Raw genomic sequence first — 22,896 nt, 5'->3', positions numbered from 1 at the left:
TGTAATTCGCAGAATTCTTCATGAATCTACAGTATACTATCTTTTGGAAAGCCCGTACACCTTTTCAAACGGAAAACTCCAGGAATATCTTTTCCCCTTCAACAACTTCCCCCTGCCCGTTTGTCAGATCAGCCATCCAGTCCCTGAAGTCACCGACCTCGCCGACCGGGACAAAAACCGACAGCATGACATGTTCGCCATAATCGATGCGATCGAGCGGCCAGCGGGACTGCCGCACTTCATTTTCCACTTTTCCGAGGGCTGTATAGTCGACCGTCACTTCCATCGTACTGTGAAGCCTGCGCTCTACAATCCCGGCTGCTGCAACTCCTTCCGATGCAGAACGTCCGTATGCACGGATCAGACCGCCGCCACCTAGTTTAATGCCTCCAAAGTAACGGGTCACGACGACGGTTGCATCTTTCAGCCCTTGTTTTTTCAGCACTTCGAGCATCGGGACACCGGCTGTCCCGGATGGCTCTCCGTCATCGTTCGCTTTTTGGATGTGATCATGCTCACCAATCAGGTAAGCTGAGCAATTATGCGTAGCGGAGGCATGCTCCTGCTTGATCTGCCGGATGAATTCCAATGCTTCCTCTTCCGATTCAGTACGTTTGACGGAGGCAATGAAGCGTGATTTACTAATGACAATTTCCGTCTCGCCCTGCTGTTTCACGGTCTGATAGTCAGGTCTCATTTCAGCATCCTCCTCAATCTGTAATACAATTTTAATATGTAATGGGCATTAAGATGCTATACTGAGTAAAGTGTATAGTGAATCCGTTTGCAGTGCAATAGCAACACGGATTCCGCACAAGGATAACAGCAGCGATGGGGGTGGGACAGTGAACAAGCCGGCAATAGATATCCAGAAACTGGAAGGTATCTTTGGCAGCATGGTGAATGTGATGGATCAGTCGAAAAACGACATTTTTATGATCAGTGAACAGAGCCGGCGCAGTTACGAGTCCATGCAGCGTGAGCTTCTTCTCGTCAAGGAAGATATTTCCCGGGTAATAACCGAAGGGGACCACCTTGAAGAGATGACACGCCACTCACGCAGAAGGCTTGCTGATGTCTCCAGGAATTTTGTAAACTATTCAGAGCAGGAAGTGCGGAAAGCCTATGAGGTGGCCAATGATCTGCTTGTCAGGCTTTCGGTGAACCGCATGGAAGAAAAGCAGCTGCGCATGACACGTGACGATCTCGACCGCCGCCTGGCGGAGCTGCTCCACACGATCGAACGTGCGGATCAGCTCGTGAACCAAGTGTCCACAGTCATTAATTACCTGACATCGGACTTGAAAGATGTAGGGGAAGCACTCGAGACCGCACGGCATAAGGAAGACTTCGCAATCCGGATCATCCAGGCCCAGGAAGAGGAACGCAAACGAGTTTCCCGGGAAATACACGACGGTCCTGCGCAAATGATGGCCAATGTGCTGATCCGTTCAGGGCTTGTTGAGAAAGTGTATGAACAGAAAGGGCCGGAGCAGGCGCTGATCGAGTTCAGGGATCTGAAGGAGATGGTCCGCAGCTCATTGTATGAAGTGCGGAGAATCATATATGATCTACGGCCGATGGCAATCGATGATCTCGGCGTTGTGCCGACTTTGAAGAAGTATCTGTCGACATTGATGGAATACGAACCTGACGTCCGGATCCATTTCCAGAGCATCGGCGAAGCAAGCCGCTTCGAATCCAGTTTCGAAGTAGCGGTGTTCCGGATGGTCCAGGAATCCGTCACGAACGCTATCAAGCATGGCAACAGCCGTGACGTCTGGGTGAAAGTCGAATGGCTGTGTGAATCCATGAATGCACTTATCAAGGATAACGGCAGCGGCTTCGATCAGAATGAAGTGAAAGAGAAATCATTCGGGATCATCGGGATGAAAGAGCGTATCGACCTGCTGAAAGGTGAGCTGAAAATCACCTCTGAAGTCGGCAGGGGGACAAGCGTCTTCTTCACTATCCCGTTCAGTCCCGATTCGAAGTGAAAATAGAGGCAGTGGAGGGAACGAAAATGACAAAGATCTTAATAGTAGACGACCACCAACTATTCCGGGAAGGTGTGAAGCGGATTCTTGCATTCGAAGATTCGTTCGAAGTGGTAGCCGAAGGGGACGACGGCAGTGAAGTGTTCACTCTGTATGAAGAACACCGTCCGGATGTCGTCCTGATGGACATCAACATGCCGCGCATGAACGGTATCGAGGCGACAGAGCAATTGACATCCAAATACCCGGATGCGAAAGTCATCGTCCTGTCCATCCATGATGATGAGTCGTACGTTTCTCAGGCACTGAAAACCGGTGCACTCGGCTATATGCTGAAAGAGATGGATGCGGATGCAATCGTCCAGGCGATCAAAGTTGTGGCGGCAGGGGGATCGTACCTGCATCCGAAAGTGACGCACAACCTTGTGACCGAATATCGCAGATTGAGCGAACGCGAGCATAAAGGCTCGTTCCATCAGCACGAAATCCGCCGTCCGCTCCACCTGCTGACGAAGCGGGAATGTGAAGTGCTGCAGCTGCTGACGGACGGCCAAAGCAACCGGGCGATCGGTGAGACACTGTTCATCTCCGAGAAGACGGTCAAGAACCACGTGTCCAGCATCCTGCAGAAGATGAATGTCAACGACCGGACACAGGCAGTCGTCACGGCCATCAAGAACGGCTGGGTTGAAGTCAAGTAAGGACAACAGAGCAAAGGGCCTCCGACTGGATGGTCCTTTTGCTGTGAGAGGGGATGGACTGATGAAGAAAACGGCAGTATTGTTCGGAACAGCAGCATTGGTGCTGACGCTCGGTGCGTGCGGCGGTGAAGACAGCAGCGAAAACAGCCAGGGATCGGTCAATGACGGGGAACAGACGAATGAATATGGCAGCATCGATCACGGCGTGAAAGATAAAGGGACGGAAATGGAAGGCAAGGACGGGGGCGACGTCGGCTTCAGCCTGAACGGCGGCGATATCGAAGAAGCATCCGGTGTCCCGGAAGATCAGAAGGAAGCGATCGAAAAGGCGTTCAGCGAGTACATCGATACACTGAATGCCGGCGATGTGGATGCGTACCTTGCCACACTTTCCGAAGAAGGCTATGACCTCGGCGAAGAACGTGCGGCGACCGAGGAGCTGCTTACTGAAAATGAGCTGACACGCACTCCGGAGGACTTGACGATTGTCGAGTATACGGAGGATGAAGCGCAGGTCTTCACGGTGATGAAGACGGCCGTCAAGTCCAAGGCAAGCGGTGAAGAGGACGTCAGCAGCGGACGTCAGGTGACGGTCATGAACCATGAGGACGGCAACTGGAAAGTGAAATCGGTCCACTACATCGGAGACTTGGAGAAGGAAAAATAAACTGAACAGAAGAAACAGTCCGCTGGCAGAATTATCATGCCGTTTACGGACTGTTTTTTGTTGCAATGAAAGAGGGGATGGCGTACACTCCTAATAAGAACACTTGTTCGTTATGGAGGGATGGACAATGCCTGCACTGCAGAAAGAAGAGGTCGCCAATCTGGAGAACATGATTTACCTGCCCATGCTGCTGACAGTCCTGGAACGGGACCGCCAATCGATCGAGCAGGGGAATTTCAAACTGAAAAAGCCGTATTTGGCGCTCGTGGACGATGTGACCAGGAAGGTGCACAGGGAGCTTGGCAATACGGCTGCCTACCTGCGGATGCACCGGATGTCCGTCATCAAAGGGAAGACGGATGACATTTTCACCGAATACACATTCCTGCATGACAGGACGGAAGATCGGCGCCGCTACTTGAATGTGCGGCTGCGCAACCGTACGGAGGAACTGCTCACTCGGTATCTCCGGCAACAGGATATGTGAAACTGCCATGCTGGGCGACCACCATCCGCGGACGCTGAAGCATGAACTGTTTCTTTTCGAAGTCCCGTTCGAGCAATGCGGCAAAAGCGAACTGCCGCCACATCGTCGGTGTCGAAACATTGACTTTCACTATACGGCCATTTTCAAGATGGATGGAACAGCCGGAGGACTCCTCCTTGAAGTCGGTGATGGCGTGGTACGAAATCCACATGTTGTCATCCGAAGCCGGCGACATGGTCGGCAGGAAGATGTACGGTGTGTCGAATGCGTGAGCGACGACGATCGGCGTCTTATGACGGTTGCCGAGTGCCCGGCGGGCGGTGAGCGTACGGGTCTTCAGTGAGGAGCCGTACAGCTCGCATGTCTTCCGAACGATCTGGATCGGTTTCTTCGGCAGGGAGAATTCCGTATGCCGTTCAATCACACGGGTCGTCGTCTTGAAATCTGCATGGATGGGCTGCAGAACGAACGTATCCGAGTTGATGAGGTAATTGCCGAATTGCTGCTGTGAGTGCATCTTTATCCCTCCTGCTGAGTAGGTTCTTAATTCTCATTATATCGGAAGCATCTGGAAATGCAATTTAATAAAAAGAAAAGTCGGAAAAGTGAAGATAAGCTGACCGATACTGTCGGAAAAGACAGTTCGATCAGCTTATCAGTCGGAGTTTATGTTTCCGCGGCCGGAAAAGGAGCCGGTATCCGCTTATTCCTGCGAACGCAATGCCGCTGCGCCGAGCGTTTTGGCGGCAGTCAGCATTGCGGATTCGTCAAAGTCGAACATCGGGTGGTGATGCGGGTAGGCCGATTCCGGCTGGGCGCCTGTGAAGAAGAAGGTGCCGGGCACCTGCTCCAGATAGTAGGCGAAGTCCTCGCCGCCCATCTGCGGCACCATCTCAACGACCGACTTCACGCCAGGAACGTCCCGGGCGATGTCCCGGAGGAATTCAGTCTCCTGTTTATGGTTCACGACTGCCGGATAGCCGCGCGTGTAGGTCACGTCGATCTTTGCATCGTGCATGAGGGCGGTGCCGTCCGCAATACGCTGGATTTCCCGTTCCATCAGATCCCGGATTTCGGGGGAGAATGTCCGTACCGTGCCGAGGAGCTCCGCCTGATCGGCAATGATATTGAACGCGTTGTCGGATATGAACGAACCGATCGTGACAACGGCGGATTCGATCGGGTCGACACGCCGGGATACGAGCTGCTGCAGATTCGTGACGAACTGGGAGGCGATGACGATAGCGTCCTTCGTCTGATGAGGGGATGCCCCGTGGCCGCCCGCGCCTTTCACCGTGATCTCGATCCGGTCGGCAGCCGCCATGATCGGCCCGCTGACATACTGGACCGTATTCGCTTCAAGGAGCGACCAGAGGTGCGTGCCGAAGATGACATCCACACCGTCAAGGCAGCCGTCTTCGATCATCGAAATGGCTCCGCCCGGCGCATATTCTTCCGCGTGCTGGTGGATGAAGACGTACGTACCGGTAAGTTCATCTTTCAGCGTATGGATTGCCTTTGCGAGCTGGAGCAGCGCTGCTGTATGTCCGTCATGGCCGCAAGCGTGCATGACGCCTTCGACTGTCGATTTGTAGGGGACGTCTTTCTGATCCTGGATCGGCAGGGCGTCGAAATCTGCCCGGAGCGCTACGGTCTTGCCGGGCTTCGCACCTTCAATGCGCGCGACAACACCATTGCCGCCTACATTGCTCCGGTATTCGACACCCAACTCTTTATAGAAAGTCTGGATATACTTTGCGGTTTCCGTTTCATGGAATGAGACTTCCGGATGCTGATGCAGATGACGCCGGATACTGACCATATCCTCGTAGGATTCGTCGAGCAGAGTATACAGCTTGTCGTTCATGGAAACATCCCCTTTTCAAATGATTCCACCCAGTATACCAATGCGTTTTTCAACTCGCAATAATGCGACAACGAAAAAAGAGGCATATGGCCTCTTCGTGTTCTGCAGCAGGCAGACGGCTTACAGTCCGTCCTCTTCGTCCGATACCGAACTATAGAGTGATAAGTACGGGGCACTCGTGAATATGTGGGCAGCCGGACCTGCGTGGGCATCCATAGTGGAGGTATCATACGCATCCTTGAATGCCGGAGTATGGCGCCACATATCGAACGCCTTTGCATCTTCCCACTCTGTCAGGATGACGTACGTATCCGAACCGATGGGACGCAGCAGACGGTAAGCGGTGAATCCGGCAGCATCCGCCATCTTTCCGTAGTCCTTCTTGAACCGGTCTTCGAATACCGGCTTGCCTTCGTCGGATACCGGCACGTTGTTCATGGCGAAGAATCCGCGGTCCTGCAGCTGTCCGAGCTCCGCAATCACTTCGTACTTGTGCGGTGTCTGGAATACGGTCTTCCCTTCGGTTTCGTGCAGCAGCAGCGACGTCCCGCTGCCGTTCATGAGAATCATCTTCTCATCGGGATACTTCTCCTTCACTTTCTCCATGAAGTCAACTGTCCCGCGGGTCGTATAAATGTTTGTCATTTGGAATGGCCTCCCTTGGCTTGTCTGATTCAGATTTGTTTTTCGTCAATCATTTCATTCTCTTCTTTCATTAATTCCCGAAATCCTTCTCCTAAAACAACCAAGCTCATCCAGGTGCCCAATGTAGTACAAATTTATGACATTGAGTGTGTTTGGCTATACATCCCAACCGTTTCCGTCTATATTGAAAACGATAAGCTGTCTGTATACAGCAGCAGAACACCGTCCGGTAAATTGAGAATGGGGGAAACTGTTCATGGCAACGTTCAACGATACACTTCTCCGTGCAGCGCGCGGGGAGAAGATTGACCATACACCTGTATGGTACATGCGGCAGGCAGGCAGATCGCAGCCCGAGTACCGTGCCATCAAGGAAAAGTACTCATTGGAGGAAATCACACACCAGCCTGAACTTTGTGCATATGTCACGAAGCTGCCGGTCGACCAGTATGGTGTCGATGCAGCGATCCTCTACAAGGATATCGTCACGCCGCTGCCTGGAATGGGCGTCGATGTGGCCATCAAAGCGGGCGTCGGTCCGGTCATTGCGAACCCGATCCGCTCCGTTGCGGATATCGACAAACTGACAACGATGCATCCGGAAGATGACATCCCGTTCGTGCTCGATACGATCAAACTGCTGACGCGGGAGCAGCTGAATGTGCCGCTCATCGGGTTCGCCGGAGCACCGTTCACGCTCGCGAGCTACATGATCGAAGGCGGTCCGTCGAAGAACTATGCACGCACGAAAGCGCTCATGGTGTCGGAACCGGAAGCGTGGTTCAAACTCATGGACAAATTGGCGGATACGATGATCGAATACGTCGGTGCGCAAGTGAAAGCGGGCGCAAGCGCCATCCAGATCTTCGACTCGTGGGTCGGTGCGCTGAATGTCCAGGATTACCGGGTCTTCATCAAACCGGTCATGGAACGGATCTTCACGGAACTCCGGAAACTGAATGTACCGCTCATCACGTTCGGCGTAGGCGCAAGCCACCTGGCGAACGAATGGCATGACCTTCCTGTCGACGTGGTCGGCCTTGACTGGCGGCTGTCGATCGAAGAAGCCGGCAAGCGCGGGCTGACGAAACCGCTTCAGGGCAATCTCGACCCGACGATGCTGCTGGCGGACTGGCCGGTCATCGAAGAACGGGCGAAAGCGATCATCGAGCAGGGTGTCACACACGGCAGCCACATCTTCAACTTGGGACATGGGGTGTTTCCGGAAATCGAGCCGGCCAAACTGAAGAAACTGACTGAACTGATCCACACATACAGTGCTGAACTGCGCGCTGCAAAAAACTGACCTTGAGGTGACTATTATGGGAAAACGTACAATGGGATTGCTCGTCATGGCGTATGGGACGCCGTATAAAGAGGAAGATATCGAACCGTACTATACACATATCCGCCGCGGCCGGAAACCCGCTCCGGAACAGCTCGAGGACTTGAAGAACCGGTATGAGGCGATCGGCGGTATTTCGCCGCTTGCGCATATTACGGAAGGCCAGGCACAGGCGCTTACCGACGCGCTGAATGCGTCCCAGGATGACGTCGAATTCAAGCTGTACATCGGCCTGAAGCACATTACGCCGTTCATCGAAGAAGCGGTTGAGCAGATGAGCAAAGACGGTATCGAAGAAGCGGTCACCGTGGTGCTCGCACCGCACTATTCGACCTTCTCGGTGAAGTCATACAACACACGGGCCAAAGAGGAAGCCGACAAATACGGCATCAAGATCCGTTCCGTCGAAAGCTGGTACAAACAGCCGAAGTTCCTGAAGTACTGGGAGCAGAAAATCCGTGAAGCCTTCGATGGCATGAGTGATGAAGAGCGCGAAAAAGCGGTGCTTGTCGTATCGGCGCATTCCCTGCCTCAGAAAATCCGTGAAGCGGGCGACCCGTATCCGGACCAGCTGGAAGAGACGGCGAAACTGGTAGCGGAAGCCGCTGAGGTGAAAAACTATGCAGTGGGCTGGCAGAGTGAAGGGCAGACAGGTGAACCGTGGCTCGGGCCGGACGTACAGGACCTGACACGCGACCTGTATGAGAACGAAGGCTACCGCTCATTCGTCTATACGCCGGTCGGCTTCGTTTCCGATCACCTCGAAGTGCTCTACGACAATGACTATGAATGTAAAGTCGTCTGCGATGAACTTGGCGCATCATACCGCCGTCCGCAGATGCCGAACACGGATCCGCTCTTCATCGGCGCTGTCGCGGATGCGGTTCTGGACAAAGTGAACGAGTAAGCTATTGAAAAGGACGTGTGAAAGGTATGGACGAACAGCGTAAAAAAGTCGTGATCGCAGGGGGCGGGATCACCGGTCTGTCCGCGGCATTCTATATGCAGCGGCAGATCGATGAGCAGCAGCTTCCGATCGACATCATCCTGGTAGAAGCAACGAACCGGCTCGGGGGCAAGATCCAGACCGTCCGGCGTAACGGCTATATTATCGAACGCGGTCCAGACTCCTTTCTGATCCGAAAAAAAAGCATGGACCGGCTGGCCGGAGAGCTCGGCATCGCCGATCAGCTGGTGAAGAACGCGACCGGCCAGTCGTTCGTGCTGCTGAATGACGAACTCCATCCGATCCCGGGCGGCTCCATCATGGGCGTGCCGACGGAGGTCGGACCTTTCCTGAAGAGCAACCTGTTTTCGCTGACCGGCAAACTCCGGGCGGCGGGGGACTTCTTCCTGCCGCGATCCGATATCCAGGGCGACCAGTCACTCGGGAAGTTCTTCCGCCGGCGTTTCGGCAACGAGGTCGTCAACAATCTGATCGAACCGCTGCTGTCGGGTGTGTATGCGGGCGATATCGATAATATGAGCATGGAATCGACATTCCCGCAATTCGTCGATGTCGAGGAAAAGCACAGAAGCCTGATCCTCGGCATGAAGAAGACACGGCCGAAGCCGGAACAGCTGCCGAACAAAGGGCATGCCGCGAAAAAGGAAGGCGCCTTCCACACGTTCCGCGACGGGCTGGAGACTCTCGTCGAAGCGCTCGAAGCACAATTGACGAAAGTGAAATTCGTCAAAGGCGTGCGGCTGGAAAGCATTGAAGAGCAGGACGGCAAAACGTATGTGACGCTGAACGAAGGCTCCGTCATCGAAGCGGATGCCGTCATTTTGACGACCGGTCACGAAACCGCGCGCCGGCTGTTCGAACCGTACGGCATCCTGCAGCAGCTCGGTGAGATCCGCACCTCTTCCGTTGCCACAATCACGCTTGCGTTCCCAGCGGAAGCGGTCGTGCAGGACAAGGAAGGAACCGGTTTCCTCGTCTCGCGGAGCGGCGATTATTCGATTACGGCCTGTACGTGGGTGAATCGCAAATGGCCGACGACGACACCCGACGGCAAAGTGCTGCTGCGGGCGTTCGTCGGCCGGATCGGAGAAGAGGCGATCGTCGACCTGCCCGATGCGGAAATCGAACAGATCGTCCTCGGGGATCTGCGAAAGATTTTTGAGATCAACGGAGACCCGGAATTTTCGATCGTCACCCGCTGGAAAGAGGACCGGCCGCAATACCGGGTCGGCCATAAGCAGCTGATCGCAGAAGCGAAAGCCGAACTGCGTGACGCCTTCCCGCAAGTCGAGCTTGCGGGCGCCTCCTATGAAGGCGTCGGCCTGCCGGACTGCGTCGATCAGGGCCAAGCCGCAGCCGAGCGCGTGATCAGCCGGCTCACGGACCCATCTTAACAATGAAACACCCCTTGCACCCGCCCGTTTGGCGGTTGCAGGGGGTGTTTTTGCTGCTGCACGCGGCGGTATCGGACAGATCAGGGGAAGTATCGGACACATCGCCTGCGGTATCGGACACATCGCCTGCGGTATCGGACAGTTGGCCGAAGTATCGGACAGATCGAGGGAGATATCGGACAGATCGCTGAATTTATCGGCATTTGGGCACAATTCAAGGGCCTGGATGGTGCTCGCTAACGCTCGTTTTCCAGGGGAGCCGTCGGGACGCGGCAGCGCACTCTGCGCCGTGTGCCGTCATGGCGCGAGAAAAAGGGACAAGTCAGGGGGCTGCACGCGGCGGTATCGGACAAACCAGGGGAAGTATCGGCCACATCGTCGGAGATATCGGACACTTGGCAGGAAGTATCGGACAGATGGAGGGAGATATCGGACAGATCGCTGAATTGATCGGCATCGGGACACAACTCAGCTCTTCCCGCATCCCCCTCAGACAAAAAAACCTTGCCGACAGGGCGCATAGCCCGGGGCAAGGTTTCATTCAATTACACATGGACATTCACTGCTCGGAACACGACGGACACGTGGCCTGGTAGCACTCATGCTGCTCTTCGAACTGTTCACCGCACGTGGCACACTGTTTCGGAGGAAGGTTCTTGAAAAACTCGACGACGTTTTCGATCATTGAAATCCGCTCCATTCGGTTTGTAATAGGACTGCTTTCTCCACAGGCATTTGTTATGCAACAGACAGGCCAAAAAAATAGGCAGCGGCATCTTGGTGTACTAGCACTTCGAGTTGTTATAACTAGTGTATTATAACAGTCTCCCATCCGTCAATGAATTCACCCAAATTTCTAAATAATTTTTCCTGATCTCAGCCGGCAGCCGGAAAACCGCCCTCTGCCAGACGGTCCGAACGGCGCAATGGGACGCTCCTGCCGCAGTATGATAAACTGTCAGTAATCACTAATGCAGAGGAGAGAAGGACATGCAATTTGTCGATAACAAAGGGATTACCGATCCGCGCATCAACTTGGCGATCGAGGAATACATTCTGAAGAACATGGACGTCGATCAGGACTCCTATTTGCTGTTCTATATCAACGAACCGTCGATCATCATCGGCAAGAACCAGAACACGATCGAGGAGATCGACACGGAATACGTCGATGCGAACGGCATCCACGTCGTCCGCAGGCTTTCCGGCGGCGGTGCTGTGTACCATGACACCGGCAACCTGAACTTCAGCTTCATCACGAAAGACGATGGACAGTCGTTCCGCAACTTCAAGAAGTTCACAGAGCCCGTCGTCGAGGCGCTCGCGAAGATGGGCGTCAAAGCTGAACTCCTCGGCCGTAACGACCTGCTCGTCGACGGTAAGAAAGTGTCCGGGAATGCGCAGTTTGCAACGAACGGACGGATGTTCAGCCACGGCACGCTCATGTTCGATACGGAAATCGAGGAAGTCGTCAATGCGCTGCGCGTCAAGAAGGACAAAATCGAATCGAAAGGCATCAAGTCGATCCGCAGCCGGGTCACCAACATCTCCGAGTATATGGACAAGGAGATGACAATCGAGGAATTCCGGATGGAGATCCTGAAATCCATTTTCGGCGGGGAAGAGAACATCCAATACAGGGAACTGACTGATGAGGACTGGGACAACATCCGCAAGCTGTCCGCGGAACGCTACGGCAACTGGGACTGGAACTACGGCCGCTCGCCAAAGTGCAACGTCCAGCACTCCCACCGGTTCCCGGTCGGCAGCATCGACGTGCGCCTGCAGGTCGACAAAGGGACGATCCATGAAGTGCACATATTCGGCGACTTCTTCGGGATCGGCGATGTCTCGGAGCTGGAGGAGCGCCTCGTCGGCTGCCAGTATGACCGTGAATCGATCACGGCCGCTGTCAGCACGCTCGATATCCCGAAACTGCTCGGCGGCATCACGCAGGAAGAGTTCGTCAATCTGATCTACTGAGCCGGGGCCCTGGGGTTCCGCATCCTCCTTCAGGGCGGATGCGGACCCTTTTTTCACGGGCGGGGAAAGACGCGGGACGGCCCGATACGGTATACTGGAAGTACTTGTGAAGGAGGCCGGGAACTATGGAACAACATCGCATTTTCATCGTGGAGGATGACCGCAAGATCGCGGAACTGCTCGCGGATACGCTGCGGAAATACCAATATGACGTCGCCGTCGCGGAGGACTTCGACCGGATTTCGGATGAATGCCTCGCGTTCGAACCGCATCTGATCCTGCTCGACATCAACCTGCCGACCTACGACGGCTATTACTGGTGCCGCCAGCTGCGCACGCAGACGACGTGCCCGATCCTGTTCATCTCCGCACGGTCGGGGGATATGGACCAAGTCTTCGCACTTGAGAACGGCGGCGATGACTTCATCACCAAACCGTTCCATTACGATGTCGTCCTGGCGAAGATCCGCAGCCACCTGCGCCGGTCGTTCGGGGAGTATGCGCCGGCCCAGACGGAGCGGATCGTGAAAGTCGGATCGCTCACCCTGTTCGCGGAGCGGATGGAACTGCAGGCGGGCGAGACGCTCGTGCCGCTCCAGAAGAAGGAATGCATCATCCTGGAGCTGCTCATGGACGCGGCGCCGCGTGTCGTCGTCCGCGAGACACTGCTCGAGGAATTGTGGGACGACCAGTCGTTTGTGGATGAAAACACGCTGAACGTCAACATCGCCCGGGTCCGTAAGAAACTGGCGGATTACGGCATCCTGTCGACGATCGACACCGTCCGGGGAGCGGGCTACCGGTTCGTGCTGGCCACTGAGGAAGCATGAACAAATACAAGCTGTTTTTGCGCGAGCATGCACCGTTCCTGCTGTTCCAGCTCATGCTGCTGCTGTTCATCTGCCTGCTGTTCTGGCTGGACGGCGCCCGTGACTGGAGCACTTCGCTGTATGCAATCCTCATGGGGATCCTGCTGACGGCGGGCTACCTGCTCGTGAAGTTCATCATGCGGCGGTCGTTCTACGAAGTGCTGGAACGCGAGCCCGGACGGATGGAAGACGCACTGATCGGCCGGCCGCAGACGCCGGAACACCGCGTCACCGCGCAATATATGCGCAAGCTGTACCGGCTGTACCACAGCGACGTCCAGAAACTCGATACCGCGCAGCACCGGCAGCTGCACTTCATCAACCAGTGGGTCCATCAGATGAAAACCCCGATTTCCGTGCTCGGCCTGCTGCTGCAGGAAGAGGAGACGGACCGCAAAAGCTTCCGCGAGGAGCTCGACCGGCTCCAGGACGGCCTCGATGCCGTGCTTGTCAATGCACGGCTTGAGACGTTCGAAGATGATATGCGGATCGAGCGCGTCCGCCTCGAGGAACTTGTGCGCCAGGTGGTGACCGACCACAAACGGCTGTTCATCGCGAACAGCGTGTTCCCGCAGATCGACGTGGACGCGCATTTCGTCGTCGCGACCGATCCGAAGTGGATGAAGATCATCCTCGGCCAGTTCCTGACGAACGCTGTCAAATATACGTTCGAAAAAGGGAAGAAAGTGTACGCCGAAGCCTTGCAGACGGATGAAGGGATCCGGCTGACTGTCCGCGACGAAGGGATCGGCATCCCCGAGACGGACATCAAACGGGTCACCCGCGCGTTCTTCACCGGCGAAAACGGCCGCAAGACGGGCGAGTCGACCGGCATGGGGCTCTATATCGCGGCGGAGGTATGCGGACGGCTCGGCCACCCGCTGTCGATCGAGTCCGTCGTCGGAAACGGGACCGCGGTGTCCGTGCTGTTCGCAAATGGAGAGGCGGTGGAAACCGATGGCGCATAAAATCGTCGAACTGACGGAAGTGACCAAAATCTATGAAGGCAAAGTGATGCACCGGGCGCTGAACCGGCTCGATTTCGAGGCGGAACAAGGCGAGTTCGTCGCCATCATGGGGCCGTCCGGAAGCGGCAAGACGACGCTGCTGAACCTGATTTCAACGATCGACCTGCCGACATACGGCCGGATCGCAGTCAATGGCATCGAACCGGAGACGCTCAGCCAGAACGAGCTCGCCCTGTTCAGGCGGCGCAACCTCGGCTTCGTCTTCCAGACGATCAACCTGCTGCAGATGCTGACAGTCGAAGAGAACCTCGTGCTGCCGCTGACACTCGACCGTATCCCGGTGCCGGAGATGAAACAGCGAATTGCGAAGCTCGCGGATAAGCTGTCACTGACCGAGATCCTCACCCGGAGACCGGACGAGCTGTCGGGCGGCCAGGCGCAGCGGACGGCGATCGGACGCGCGCTCATCCACGAACCGCAGCTGATCCTTGCCGATGAGCCGACTGGGAACCTTGACTCGAAATCGGCGCGTGACGTGCTCGAACTGCTGTCGAAGATCAACAGGACCGCCGGCACGACGATCATCATGGTGACGCACGATCCGCAGGCCGCAAGCTATTGCGACCGCGTGCTGTTCATCAAGGACGGCGAGTTTTTCAATGAATTGTACAGAGATGAACAGCGCAGGACGTTCTTCCAGCAGATCCTGAACGTGCTGTCGCTGCTCGGGGGGAACGTCAATGACCTTTCGTCAGTTCGCCTACCGTAACGTCGTCCGGAACCGGCGGATCTACGCTGCGTTCTTCATGGCGAGTGCGTTCTCGGTGATGGTGTTCTTCCTGTATTCGATGCTGCTGTTCCATCCTGCGATGGAGGAAGGGTTCGTCCAGGAGGTCGCGTCGACGGGCATGATGATCGCCGAATTCGTGCTGTTCGTCTTCACGCTGTTCTTCCTGTTCTACTCGATGCGCGCCTTCCTGCAGGCCCGCACGAAGGAATTCGGCATCCTGCTGCTGCTCGGCATGGCGCGGAGCCAGCTCCAGCGGCTCATCTTCCTCGAGACGATGCTGATCGGCGGTGTTGCTATAGTTGCCGGCACGTTCCTCGGCACGGTGTTCTCGAAATTCTTCCTGATGATCGTCAAGGAGCTCATCCAGCTGCCGGACCTGCCGCTCTACTTCACCTGGAAGCCGTTCCTGCTGACAATCGGCAGCTTCGCGAGCCTGTTTGTCATCATTTCACTGCTCGCGCCGATGTTCATCCGCGCGGGGGAAGTGTATGACCTGCTGCAGGGGGAGAGCGCCGAGCAGGATGCGTACATGATAACGAAATGGCGTGCGCTCGCGGGGATCGGGCTGCTCGCGCTCACCTACGTGATGGCGGTCTATGCGACGGATCCATACGTCATCCGGGTCATCTTTGTCCTGCCCGCCGCTGCGGTGACGGGCACGTACTTCTTCTTCAGTGATTCGCTCCCGTACTTCATCCAGCTGTTCCGTGCGCGGAAGCGGCTGTACTGGCGGCCGTTCTGGCTGCTGTCGCTGTCGGAAGGCGTTGTCCGGCTGAAAGAGAACGCCCGGATGTTCTTCATCGTCACGATGGTGTCGACGCTTGCGTTCATGTCCGTCGGGCTGCTCGCGTCATTGACGTCGTTCGCGAACCAGTACAGGGAGCTGAACCCGCTCGGCCTCGTCTACAAAAGTTACCCGGGCAACGTGCTTGAACAGATCCACGTCCGCCAGCTGACCGACGAGCTGAACGAAAAGGATATCGACTACAATGTCGTGCCGTTCCGGGTGCTCATGCAGAAATCCAGCTTTACGGATAAGGATGTCGCCGTCGTGCGTGCATCGAGCATGAACGCGCTCGGCTACACGTTCGGCTATCCGCCGATCGAACTCGCGGACGGGCAGGCGATGTTCCTGCCGCCGACCGACTCGTCGTACCACCAGCTGAAGGACCGGAATGTCATTACGAAGCTTGCGCAGAGCGGCCTGTCCGTCGAGATCAGCGGCGCGTATCCGCATCAGCTGTTCCCGCCGAACGCCATTGCATCGAATGCGATCATCGTCTCGGATGACGATTTCGAACGGATCCTGATGGGGAAAGACGGAGCCAGCGCGACGCTGTTCCGTTATTACGCATTCAATATCGCGGACTGGCAGGAGACGAAAGACGTCGGCCGCGCGCTGCATGAGGATGAACTCCAGTCGATCCTCCTGAGCGGTGAAGCGGGGACGCTGTTCACGTTCGGCAACCCGGGGCTCAACTATTCGGTGATCCGTACGACGTTCTCGCTCCTGCTGTTCATGGGGCTGCTGCTGGCGGCCGTCCTGTTCCTCGCGGCAGGCAGTTTCGTCTACTTCCGACTGTACACGACACTCGACCGCGACCGGCGGCAGTTCGATGTGCTGCGGCGGATGGGCATCACGGGACGCGAACTGAAGAAGATCGTCAACCGCCAGCTGCTGCCGCAGTTCTTCATCCCGTGGGGGGTGGCGTTCATCCACAGCGCATTCGCATTCCTGGCGCTCCAGGTGATCTGGGATGCCCTCGCTGAAATCTCGATCGCGAGGGAACTCGCCTTCGTGCTCGGCGGGTTCGCTGTTTTGCAGGTCGTCTATTTCTACCTGATCCGCTGGCGCTACTTGTCCCATATCCAGACACCGGAGTGAGTTCCGGTGTCTTCTTTTTTGGCGGAGCTGCTTTCATTTTCCAATAGCTATTGAATGTTTTAAATTTTTCTTATATACTACTAGTTGTGAAGTGAATGAGTATTCATTCAACTGAGAGAGGGGTGCTCTTATGAATCTAGTCCAACGTGTCCGTGAGACAGCGAGTGCGCAGCCGGAGAAGACGGCGTACCATTTTGCGGGCAAAGATACGTCCTATGCGGAATTCGACCAGTCGGTGGCGCGGTTCGCCGCCGCTTTGGAAGGCCTTGGGGTCGGCCGCGGCGACAATGTCGCGATGCTGCTCGGCAACACGCCGCATTTCCTGATCACACTGTACGCGACGATGCGTCTCGGTGCGACAGCCGTGCCGGTGAACCCGATCTATTCGCCGGATGAAATCTCGTACATCCTGCAGGACAGCGACGCGAAAGCGGTCGTTGCGCTCGAGCAGCTGCTGCCGCTCGTCGAAGCCGCTTCCGTCCGGCTGCCGGCAATCGAGTCGTACGTCATCTGTGAAACGACAGGGGAGACGGCTGCGAAAGTGACGGAGCTGTCGGAAGTCGCGAGGTCGAAAACACGGCTGTTCTCCCATCTGATCACCACAAGTACTGCCGCCGCCATGCCGGTCGATCCGGATGAAAATGAAACCGCTGTCATCCTGTACACGTCCGGGACGACAGGCCGTCCGAAAGGCGCCATGCTGACGCACAAGAACCTGTATTCGAACGCTGCGGACGTCGGCGAATATCTCGGGTTTTCTTCCGAAGACCGGGTCGTCGCGACGCTGCCTGTATTCCATGTATTCGCCTTGACGGTCGTCGTCAACGCGCCGCTCGTCAAAGGGGCGACGATCCTGCTTGTGCCGCGCTTCAGCCCGGGGGACGTATTCCAGACGATCCGGGAGCAGAAGGCGACGATCTTCGCCGGTGTGCCGACGATGTACAACTTCATGTACCAGTATCCGGAAGCGTCACGCGAAGACTTCGAAACGATCCGGCTTGCGATTTCCGGAGGTTCATCGCTGCCCGTCGCGCTGCTCGAGAACTTCGAGGAGAAATTCCAGGTGAAGATCTCGGAAGGCTACGGACTCTCTGAAGCCTCGCCGGTGACGACGTTCAATCCGCTCGACCGCGAGCGTGTGCCGGGCTCGATCGGCACGTCGATCCTGAACGTCGAGAACAAAATCGTCGACGAACTGGGGGAGGAAGTTCCCGTCGGACAGGTCGGCGAACTGATCGTCCGCGGCGACAACGTCATGAAAGGCTACTACAAGATGCCTGAAGAGACAGCGGCAGCGCTCCGCAACGGCTGGCTCTACACGGGGGACCTGGCCCGGCAGGACGAAGACGGTTATTTCTACATCGTCGACCGCAAGAAGGACCTGATCATCGTCGGCGGCTACAACGTCTACCCGCGCGAAGTCGAAGAAGTGCTGTTCCAGCACCGCGACCTCGTCGAAGCAGCGGTGCTCGGCGTGCCAGATCCCGACTTTGGGGAGGAAGTGCTCGCCTACGTCGTGAAGAAGGAAGGCAGCGCGGTGACGGAGCATGACCTGCTCGACTTCTGCGCGAAGCGTCTCGCCAAGTACAAAGTGCCGAAGCACATCGAGTTCCTGGACGAACTGCCGAAGAACACGACCGGCAAAATCCTCCGCCGCTCGCTGCGCGACCAGGTGAAATCATAAGGGAATGGGGAAAAAGACCGCCACGGCGGTCTTTTTTGAGTGGCGGGCGGGGGACCGCTCAATTCCCGCGGCGAACCGCTCCATTCGCAAGGCGAACCACTCAAATTACGGCTGTGACCGCTCCATTCACCCGGCGAAGCGATCCATTCCCTTGCCGAACCGATCCATTCGATTGCCGGACCGCTCAATTATCTGCAGAGACCGCTCCATTCCGCCTCTCCAGGGTGCCTGTGCAAGACAGCCATTCGCGTCCGTCCGCGAATTGTGACGTGTACAGACACCCGGGTCCCGTGAAAACCAAGATTGAATGGTCGGGCTCCGCTGCGCTGCGCCTTTTCTGTTGGGATGGCGGCTGGGCAACCCGCCCGCTTATCACGGCGACCCGCCCGCTTACCAAGGAACCCGCCCATTCCGCCTGGGTAACCCGCCCGATTGCCGCGATAACCCGCCCGTTTCCCCGTCCCCGGGGTGCCTACCCAGCCACCCGAACAAAAAATTCCACAAATGAAAGAAGGAGAATTCCTCCGGCTGTCGAAATAGATGGAATCAAGGGGGGATCCAAATGACAACGAAGCAATTGGTGCAAAAAGAGGATTTATTCACACTGAAATCCGTCACGAACCCGGTCCTTTCGCCAGACGGCACAGAAGCGGTGTTCATCGTCACACAGATCGACAAGGACGAGAACGCCTACCATGCGCATCTCCATCATCTCGATATCGCGAGCGGTACGTCCGTTCAATGGACATACGGCAAGGAGCGCGTCTCGCAGCCGCAATGGTCGCCGGACGGCAGATCGGTCGCGTTCCTGTCGACACGCAGCGAGAAGAACCAGCTGTACGCCATGCAGGCAGCAGGCGGCGAAGCTCGCCGGCTGACAGACTATGAGACGGGCGTCAACAGCTTCCTCTGGTCGCCGTGCGGCACGAAGATCTGGCTCACGAGCACACTTGAGGACGGCAAGACGTTCACGGATGAAACCGAGAAGGACGACAAAAAACTGCCCGAAGCGCTCCGCGTCACGACCATGAAATACAAAGCGGACGGCGTCGGGTTCGTCAAGACGGACCGCCACTCGCAGATCGGCTGCCTGGATCTCGGCAGCAAAGAGATCACCGCATTCACCGACGAGCCGTTCCACCATTCGCTCGAAGCCGTGTCACCGGACGGCAAGAAGCTCGTCATCGGCGTCAACCGCAAAGAAGACAAGGACTTCGACTTCAGCCAGCCGCTGCTGCTTGTCGACATCGACACGAAGGAAGAGACCGTCCTCATCGACGAACAGGGGTATTTCGGCGGGGCGGCCTTCTCGCCGGACGGGCGTTATATTGCGTTCGGCGGCTCAGACCGCACGTTCGAAAACGCCACACACGGCGAGCTGTACGTGTATGACTGTGACAACGGCACGACGCAGAAACTGACGGAAGCACTCGACGCACCGCTCGGGGACGCGGTCGTCGCGGACCACCAGCAGGGGCCTAACCCGCCGGAAGCCGTCTGGACAGAAGGGAACTATCTCTACTTCCAGGTGTCCGTCATGGGCGACGTCCGCCTGTACTTCGCCGATCTCGACGGCAGCCTGTACCCGGCGTCCCCGGAAGGCGAACACGTCTACGACTATGATGTCGCAAAAGACGGCACGTTCGCGCTCGCGGCCATCACCGATCCAGTGAACCCGGGCGAGCTGTACAAGCTTGATATCGCAACAGGCGAAAAGACGGCGATGACTTCATTCAATGAAACCTACATCAACGACACCGTGCTCGTCCAGCCGGAAGCGATCCAGTTCGACGGCGCGAACGGCTTTACCGTCCACGGCTGGCTCATGAAGCCTGCGACGTTCAAGGATGGCACGGAATACCCGCTCGTCGTCAATATCCACGGCGGCCCGCACGCGATGTACGGCAATTCGTTCTTCCATGAAATGCAGGTGCTCGCAGCGCAAGGTTGGGGCGTACTGTACATCAATCCGCGCGGCAGCCACGGCTACAGCCAGGGCTTCGTCGACGCAGTGCGCGGCGATTATGGCGGCGGTGACTACAAGGACATCATGGACGCGCTCGACCATGTGCTTGCAGAAAACGACTGGATCGACACCGATCGGCTCGGCGTCACGGGCGGCAGTTACGGCGGCTTCATGACGAACTGGATCGTCGGCCATACCGACCGGTTCCAAGCGGCGGTCACTCAGCGCTCCATCTCGAACTGGGTCAGCTTCTTCGGCGTCTCGGACATCGGCTACTACTTCAGCGACTGGCAGATCAAGGCGGATATGACCGACGTCGACACGCTCTGGCAGCATTCTCCGCTGAAATACGCGGAAAACGTCAAGACGCCGCTGCTTATCCTGCACTCGGAAAACGACCTGCGCTGCCCGATCGAACAGGCGGAACAGCTCTACATCACACTGAAGAGCCAGCACAAAGACACCGAATTCGTCCGCTTCCCGGAATCTGACCACAACCTGTCGCGCACCGGAAAGCCGAACCTGCGCATCACCCGGCTCGACGAAATCACCGGCTGGTTTGAAAAGTATCTGAAATGAAAGAGACGCCTGTCCCGGGTTGGGGACAGGCGTTTTTAGGACCTTCACTCATCTAGTTCGGAAGAAAACGGCTCCTGCGTTTCGGCTGCAGCCGCAAGTCGTTTCAATGCATGGGCCGCTTCCAGTTTCCGTGCAAACGCTTCTTCCAGACAGCAGGCACTTTCCAGCAATTGAATCACAGATTGATTGAATTCAGCTTTTTCACAGGCTGTCGAAGATATATCTTCATTGAACTTTTTTATGAGTACATACTCCTGAAATAGAATCCCGGACAAAATGGCTTCACTGATCAGGGCGGAGATGAGGATAAGTTCGGCTAATCGGTCATTGTCTGTATCAAGATGATCCACAATGGTTTGAAAGTCTTCCAGCATTTTCAGTTGGTCCACAGGCATACACCTCCGTAAGGGAACACTTTGTCTAGATACTGCTAGGGTATGCAGCGGGAAGTGGCTGCACTGGGTGCGTGCCGGCTGGCGACATCATCGGATCTTTTAATCAACAGCAAAGACGCCTGTCCCGGGTGATGGGACAGGCGTCAGCTGAAGATGGAGATTATGCGCGAGGGCAGCACGCTCCAACTACCGGTGTATCTGTTTCCGCGTCAACTTGTTTGAGATCGATGGCAGCTTCGATTTTGCGTGCGAACGCGTTCTCGAGGCAGCAAGCACCTTTCAGCATTTCACCGACGGAGCGGTTGAATTCCGCTTTTTCGCATGCGGTGCTTACTTCAGGGTTACTGTTGTTGAAGTCGTGGAACAACTCGTATTCTCTGAAGAGGATACCTGTGAGTACGACTTCGCCGAGCAACGTGGAGACGATAATGAGATCCGACAAGATTTCATCATCAATATCCCAATTGTTTGTTACGTTCTGCAATTCACGCAGCATTTGCATTTGGTCCATGGTCATTCACCTCCTTGAAAATTCGCTTTGTCCGGACACTGTCAGTCTATGCGGCTGTTGAGCTGAGGAGCTGGACAACCGTCTGAGGACGATGTTCCCAGATGAGCTGTGGGGAGTCGGCTGTTGTGAAAGGAGGAGCCGGTCATCCGGACACTCTCAGTCTATGCCGCCGATCCGTCAGCGTCTGGACAACCTTCAGGGGCTGGCGAATTTTTGTTTCTGCAGGCTTTAATTCATCCTGCCGGCCCCTTCACTCTTACTATATGTCCGAAAGGGGACGTGCACTGGACAAGTGTCCGCGGACAACTGTCTCAGCAGGCGAAATCCTTGATTTGATAAGGTTTTCAAGAGATTCTTCCGCACACTGTCATCCTATTCCGCGTATCCGCAGGCAGGGGGGACAGACCGTCAGAGACAAACCTCCTGGGGATGAACCGCAGCATGAAATCCGAGAAAGCGTTTGCAACTGTCTAGAAGATATTGTAAGATACTAGTATTCACAGAACGGCAGACATTTCCTGCAGCCCGGCAGCAGCACTCCTCCGGACGCGCAGGACCGAACGGAGGAGAACCGAGTGGGAGTCCACAACGTAATGGAAGACGTCGTCCGCGACACACTCCTGACCTACAAGAAAAGCATGAACCTGGCGTGCAGCTGCGACCGGTGCCTCGACGACATCATGGCCCTTGCCCTCAACGACCTGCCGCCGAGCTACGTCGTCAACAACGCCTACAGCCCATACGTCCGCGCCCAGCATCAGGCCGACCGCCAAGGCGCGACCAACATCATCACCATCATCGCCAAATCCGCCGCCAAAGTCTCCGGCAGCCCGCGGTGCGAGGCGTACGCACAAACCAAACAGCACAACTAAAAGACCGAAGCCGCGGGGGCTTCGGTCTTTTGTTTTTCTCTGAACCCGGGTGGCTGTGCACACCCGCCGGGGGACAGACTGGTACACCATTCGCGCTTCTCAGCGAATTGTGTGGCAGCCTGTCCCCCTACGAATGGGATCGCCTGCATGCAGCGGGATAGCCCTGCAGACCCGTCGCTGTTCTTTTGGCACGGCTCCCTTGAACCCGGGTGGCTGTGCATGCCACAATTCGCGGAAGGACGCGAATGGTGTCACGCACAGGCACCCTGGAGTCTCTTCCCTTGAACTTTCCCTAATCCCTTGACCTTCTCTTTTTCCTCCCCC

22 protein-coding genes are annotated in these 22,896 nt (G+C 56.3%); 15 read left to right on the top strand and 7 right to left on the bottom strand.

Features of this window, described 5'->3' with window-relative positions:
* Positions 1-64: 64 nt before the first annotated feature.
* Positions 65-697 (bottom strand): YigZ family protein, encoded by a 633-nt coding sequence (locus QWT68_RS08680; RefSeq protein ID WP_290147900.1) that lies wholly within the window; start codon positions 695-697, stop codon positions 65-67.
* Between the two features lie 148 nt (positions 698-845).
* Between QWT68_RS08680 and QWT68_RS08675 the strand changes: the two genes are divergently transcribed.
* From QWT68_RS08675 to QWT68_RS08660, 4 genes are all read left to right on the top strand, one after another.
* Positions 846-1,997, top strand: coding sequence for a sensor histidine kinase (locus tag QWT68_RS08675; RefSeq protein WP_290147899.1), 1,152 nt, complete (start codon positions 846-848; stop codon positions 1,995-1,997).
* Positions 1,998-2,023: 26 nt separating this feature from the next.
* Positions 2,024-2,698 (top strand): response regulator, encoded by a 675-nt coding sequence (locus QWT68_RS08670; RefSeq protein ID WP_040287129.1) that lies wholly within the window; start codon positions 2,024-2,026, stop codon positions 2,696-2,698.
* Positions 2,699-2,759: 61 nt separating this feature from the next.
* Positions 2,760-3,365: a nuclear transport factor 2 family protein gene (locus tag QWT68_RS08665; RefSeq protein WP_052461819.1), complete on the top strand. Its 606-nt coding sequence runs from the start codon at positions 2,760-2,762 to the stop codon at positions 3,363-3,365.
* 127 nt (positions 3,366-3,492) lie between these two features.
* On the top strand, positions 3,493-3,852 hold the full coding sequence (locus tag QWT68_RS08660; RefSeq protein ID WP_040287128.1) for a YhjD family protein: 360 nt from the start codon (positions 3,493-3,495) through the stop codon (positions 3,850-3,852).
* Here the strand turns inward: QWT68_RS08660 and QWT68_RS08655 are convergent.
* From QWT68_RS08655 to QWT68_RS08645, 3 genes are all read right to left on the bottom strand, one after another.
* Entirely contained in the window at positions 3,821-4,369 is a 549-nt protein-coding gene (locus tag QWT68_RS08655; RefSeq protein ID WP_290147896.1) for a competence protein ComK, read from the bottom strand. The genes QWT68_RS08660 and QWT68_RS08655 overlap by 32 nt on opposite strands.
* Before the next feature lie 186 nt (positions 4,370-4,555).
* Positions 4,556-5,719 carry a M20 metallopeptidase family protein gene (locus QWT68_RS08650; RefSeq protein ID WP_290147894.1) on the bottom strand — a complete coding sequence of 388 codons (1,164 nt, stop codon included), beginning with the start codon at positions 5,717-5,719 and terminating at the stop codon, positions 4,556-4,558.
* Between the two features lie 120 nt (positions 5,720-5,839).
* The gene (locus tag QWT68_RS08645) at positions 5,840-6,364 is read right to left on the bottom strand and encodes an antibiotic biosynthesis monooxygenase family protein (protein WP_290147893.1); all 525 of its coding nucleotides are present in this window, start codon (positions 6,362-6,364) and stop codon (positions 5,840-5,842) included.
* A gap of 256 nt (positions 6,365-6,620) precedes the next feature.
* Between QWT68_RS08645 and hemE the strand changes: the two genes are divergently transcribed.
* Genes hemE through hemY form a run of 3 tightly spaced genes read left to right on the top strand, consistent with a single transcriptional unit; the run spans position 6,621 to position 10,070 of the window.
* Positions 6,621-7,670 (top strand): uroporphyrinogen decarboxylase, encoded by a 1,050-nt coding sequence (gene hemE / locus QWT68_RS08640; protein WP_290147892.1) that lies wholly within the window; start codon positions 6,621-6,623, stop codon positions 7,668-7,670.
* Positions 7,671-7,686: 16 nt separating this feature from the next.
* Positions 7,687-8,616 carry a ferrochelatase gene (gene hemH / locus QWT68_RS08635; RefSeq protein WP_290147890.1) on the top strand — a complete coding sequence of 310 codons (930 nt, stop codon included), beginning with the start codon at positions 7,687-7,689 and terminating at the stop codon, positions 8,614-8,616.
* Between the two features lie 26 nt (positions 8,617-8,642).
* Positions 8,643-10,070, top strand: coding sequence for a protoporphyrinogen oxidase (hemY, locus tag QWT68_RS08630; RefSeq protein WP_290147889.1), 1,428 nt, complete (start codon positions 8,643-8,645; stop codon positions 10,068-10,070).
* A gap of 559 nt (positions 10,071-10,629) precedes the next feature.
* Here hemY and yhfH read toward each other — a convergent pair.
* On the bottom strand, positions 10,630-10,755 hold the full coding sequence (gene yhfH, locus QWT68_RS08625; RefSeq protein WP_082023367.1) for a protein YhfH: 126 nt from the start codon (positions 10,753-10,755) through the stop codon (positions 10,630-10,632).
* A gap of 305 nt (positions 10,756-11,060) precedes the next feature.
* On the opposite strand from yhfH, the gene lplA reads away from it, so the two are divergent.
* The 7 genes from lplA to QWT68_RS08590 all read left to right on the top strand — a co-directional run bounded on the left by lplA (position 11,061) and on the right by QWT68_RS08590 (position 20,794).
* Positions 11,061-12,053, top strand: coding sequence for a lipoate--protein ligase (lplA, locus tag QWT68_RS08620; RefSeq protein WP_040287121.1), 993 nt, complete (start codon positions 11,061-11,063; stop codon positions 12,051-12,053).
* A gap of 125 nt (positions 12,054-12,178) precedes the next feature.
* On the top strand, positions 12,179-12,883 hold the full coding sequence (locus QWT68_RS08615) for a response regulator transcription factor (protein ID WP_290147887.1): 705 nt from the start codon (positions 12,179-12,181) through the stop codon (positions 12,881-12,883).
* Positions 12,880-13,890: a sensor histidine kinase gene (locus QWT68_RS08610; RefSeq protein ID WP_290147885.1), complete on the top strand. Its 1,011-nt coding sequence runs from the start codon at positions 12,880-12,882 to the stop codon at positions 13,888-13,890. Before QWT68_RS08615 ends, QWT68_RS08610 begins: the two co-directional genes overlap by 4 nt.
* On the top strand, positions 13,880-14,659 hold the full coding sequence (locus tag QWT68_RS08605) for an ABC transporter ATP-binding protein (protein WP_290147884.1): 780 nt from the start codon (positions 13,880-13,882) through the stop codon (positions 14,657-14,659). Before QWT68_RS08610 ends, QWT68_RS08605 begins: the two co-directional genes overlap by 11 nt.
* Positions 14,631-16,565 (top strand): FtsX-like permease family protein, encoded by a 1,935-nt coding sequence (locus tag QWT68_RS08600; RefSeq protein ID WP_290147883.1) that lies wholly within the window; start codon positions 14,631-14,633, stop codon positions 16,563-16,565. The genes QWT68_RS08605 and QWT68_RS08600 overlap by 29 nt, the downstream gene beginning before the upstream one ends.
* Before the next feature lie 130 nt (positions 16,566-16,695).
* Positions 16,696-18,249 (top strand): fatty acid--CoA ligase family protein, encoded by a 1,554-nt coding sequence (locus tag QWT68_RS08595; protein WP_290147882.1) that lies wholly within the window; start codon positions 16,696-16,698, stop codon positions 18,247-18,249.
* A gap of 562 nt (positions 18,250-18,811) precedes the next feature.
* Complete coding sequence (locus QWT68_RS08590) at positions 18,812-20,794, top strand: S9 family peptidase (protein ID WP_290147881.1); 1,983 nt, start codon at positions 18,812-18,814, stop codon at positions 20,792-20,794.
* A gap of 44 nt (positions 20,795-20,838) precedes the next feature.
* Here the strand turns inward: QWT68_RS08590 and QWT68_RS08585 are convergent, their stop codons facing one another.
* Positions 20,839-21,183 (bottom strand): alpha-helical endospore appendage domain-containing protein, encoded by a 345-nt coding sequence (locus QWT68_RS08585; protein ID WP_290147880.1) that lies wholly within the window; start codon positions 21,181-21,183, stop codon positions 20,839-20,841.
* Positions 21,184-21,349: 166 nt separating this feature from the next.
* Positions 21,350-21,700: a hypothetical protein gene (locus QWT68_RS08580; RefSeq protein ID WP_290147879.1), complete on the bottom strand. Its 351-nt coding sequence runs from the start codon at positions 21,698-21,700 to the stop codon at positions 21,350-21,352.
* Positions 21,701-22,293: 593 nt separating this feature from the next.
* Between QWT68_RS08580 and QWT68_RS08575 the strand changes: the two genes are divergently transcribed.
* Positions 22,294-22,572 (top strand): late competence development ComFB family protein, encoded by a 279-nt coding sequence (locus QWT68_RS08575; protein ID WP_290147878.1) that lies wholly within the window; start codon positions 22,294-22,296, stop codon positions 22,570-22,572.
* Positions 22,573-22,896: the final 324 nt, after the last annotated feature.

Origin of the sequence: Sporosarcina trichiuri (genome assembly GCF_030406775.1) — a bacterium.
In the GTDB taxonomy this organism is placed as follows: Bacteria; Bacillota; Bacilli; order Bacillales_A; family Planococcaceae; genus Sporosarcina; species Sporosarcina trichiuri.
This window is presented reverse-complemented; position numbering and strand designations above follow the sequence as displayed.

Bases quoted from the DNA above. Each gene is read 5' to 3' on its own strand.
- hemE (WP_290147892.1), top strand. From the start codon at position 6,621: ATGGCAACGTTCAACGATACACTTCTCCGTGCAGCGCGCGGGGAGAAG.
- QWT68_RS08590 (WP_290147881.1), top strand. From the start codon at position 18,812: ATGACAACGAAGCAATTGGTGCAAAAAGAGGATTTATTCACACTGAAA.
- lplA (WP_040287121.1), top strand. From the start codon at position 11,061: ATGCAATTTGTCGATAACAAAGGGATTACCGATCCGCGCATCAACTTG.
- QWT68_RS08650 (WP_290147894.1), bottom strand. From the start codon at position 5,719: ATGAACGACAAGCTGTATACTCTGCTCGACGAATCCTACGAGGATATG.
- QWT68_RS08600 (WP_290147883.1), top strand. From the start codon at position 14,631: ATGACCTTTCGTCAGTTCGCCTACCGTAACGTCGTCCGGAACCGGCGG.
- QWT68_RS08670 (WP_040287129.1), top strand. From the start codon at position 2,024: ATGACAAAGATCTTAATAGTAGACGACCACCAACTATTCCGGGAAGGT.
- QWT68_RS08665 (WP_052461819.1), top strand. From the start codon at position 2,760: ATGAAGAAAACGGCAGTATTGTTCGGAACAGCAGCATTGGTGCTGACG.
- QWT68_RS08655 (WP_290147896.1), bottom strand. From the start codon at position 4,369: ATGCACTCACAGCAGCAATTCGGCAATTACCTCATCAACTCGGATACG.
- QWT68_RS08660 (WP_040287128.1), top strand. From the start codon at position 3,493: ATGCCTGCACTGCAGAAAGAAGAGGTCGCCAATCTGGAGAACATGATT.
- QWT68_RS08610 (WP_290147885.1), top strand. From the start codon at position 12,880: ATGAACAAATACAAGCTGTTTTTGCGCGAGCATGCACCGTTCCTGCTG.
- QWT68_RS08680 (WP_290147900.1), bottom strand. From the start codon at position 697: ATGAGACCTGACTATCAGACCGTGAAACAGCAGGGCGAGACGGAAATT.
- hemY (WP_290147889.1), top strand. From the start codon at position 8,643: ATGGACGAACAGCGTAAAAAAGTCGTGATCGCAGGGGGCGGGATCACC.
- QWT68_RS08605 (WP_290147884.1), top strand. From the start codon at position 13,880: ATGGCGCATAAAATCGTCGAACTGACGGAAGTGACCAAAATCTATGAA.
- QWT68_RS08595 (WP_290147882.1), top strand. From the start codon at position 16,696: ATGAATCTAGTCCAACGTGTCCGTGAGACAGCGAGTGCGCAGCCGGAG.
- QWT68_RS08575 (WP_290147878.1), top strand. From the start codon at position 22,294: ATGGAAGACGTCGTCCGCGACACACTCCTGACCTACAAGAAAAGCATG.
- QWT68_RS08615 (WP_290147887.1), top strand. From the start codon at position 12,179: ATGGAACAACATCGCATTTTCATCGTGGAGGATGACCGCAAGATCGCG.
- hemH (WP_290147890.1), top strand. From the start codon at position 7,687: ATGGGAAAACGTACAATGGGATTGCTCGTCATGGCGTATGGGACGCCG.
- QWT68_RS08645 (WP_290147893.1), bottom strand. From the start codon at position 6,364: ATGACAAACATTTATACGACCCGCGGGACAGTTGACTTCATGGAGAAA.
- yhfH (WP_082023367.1), bottom strand. From the start codon at position 10,755: ATGATCGAAAACGTCGTCGAGTTTTTCAAGAACCTTCCTCCGAAACAG.
- QWT68_RS08580 (WP_290147879.1), bottom strand. From the start codon at position 21,700: ATGGACCAAATGCAAATGCTGCGTGAATTGCAGAACGTAACAAACAAT.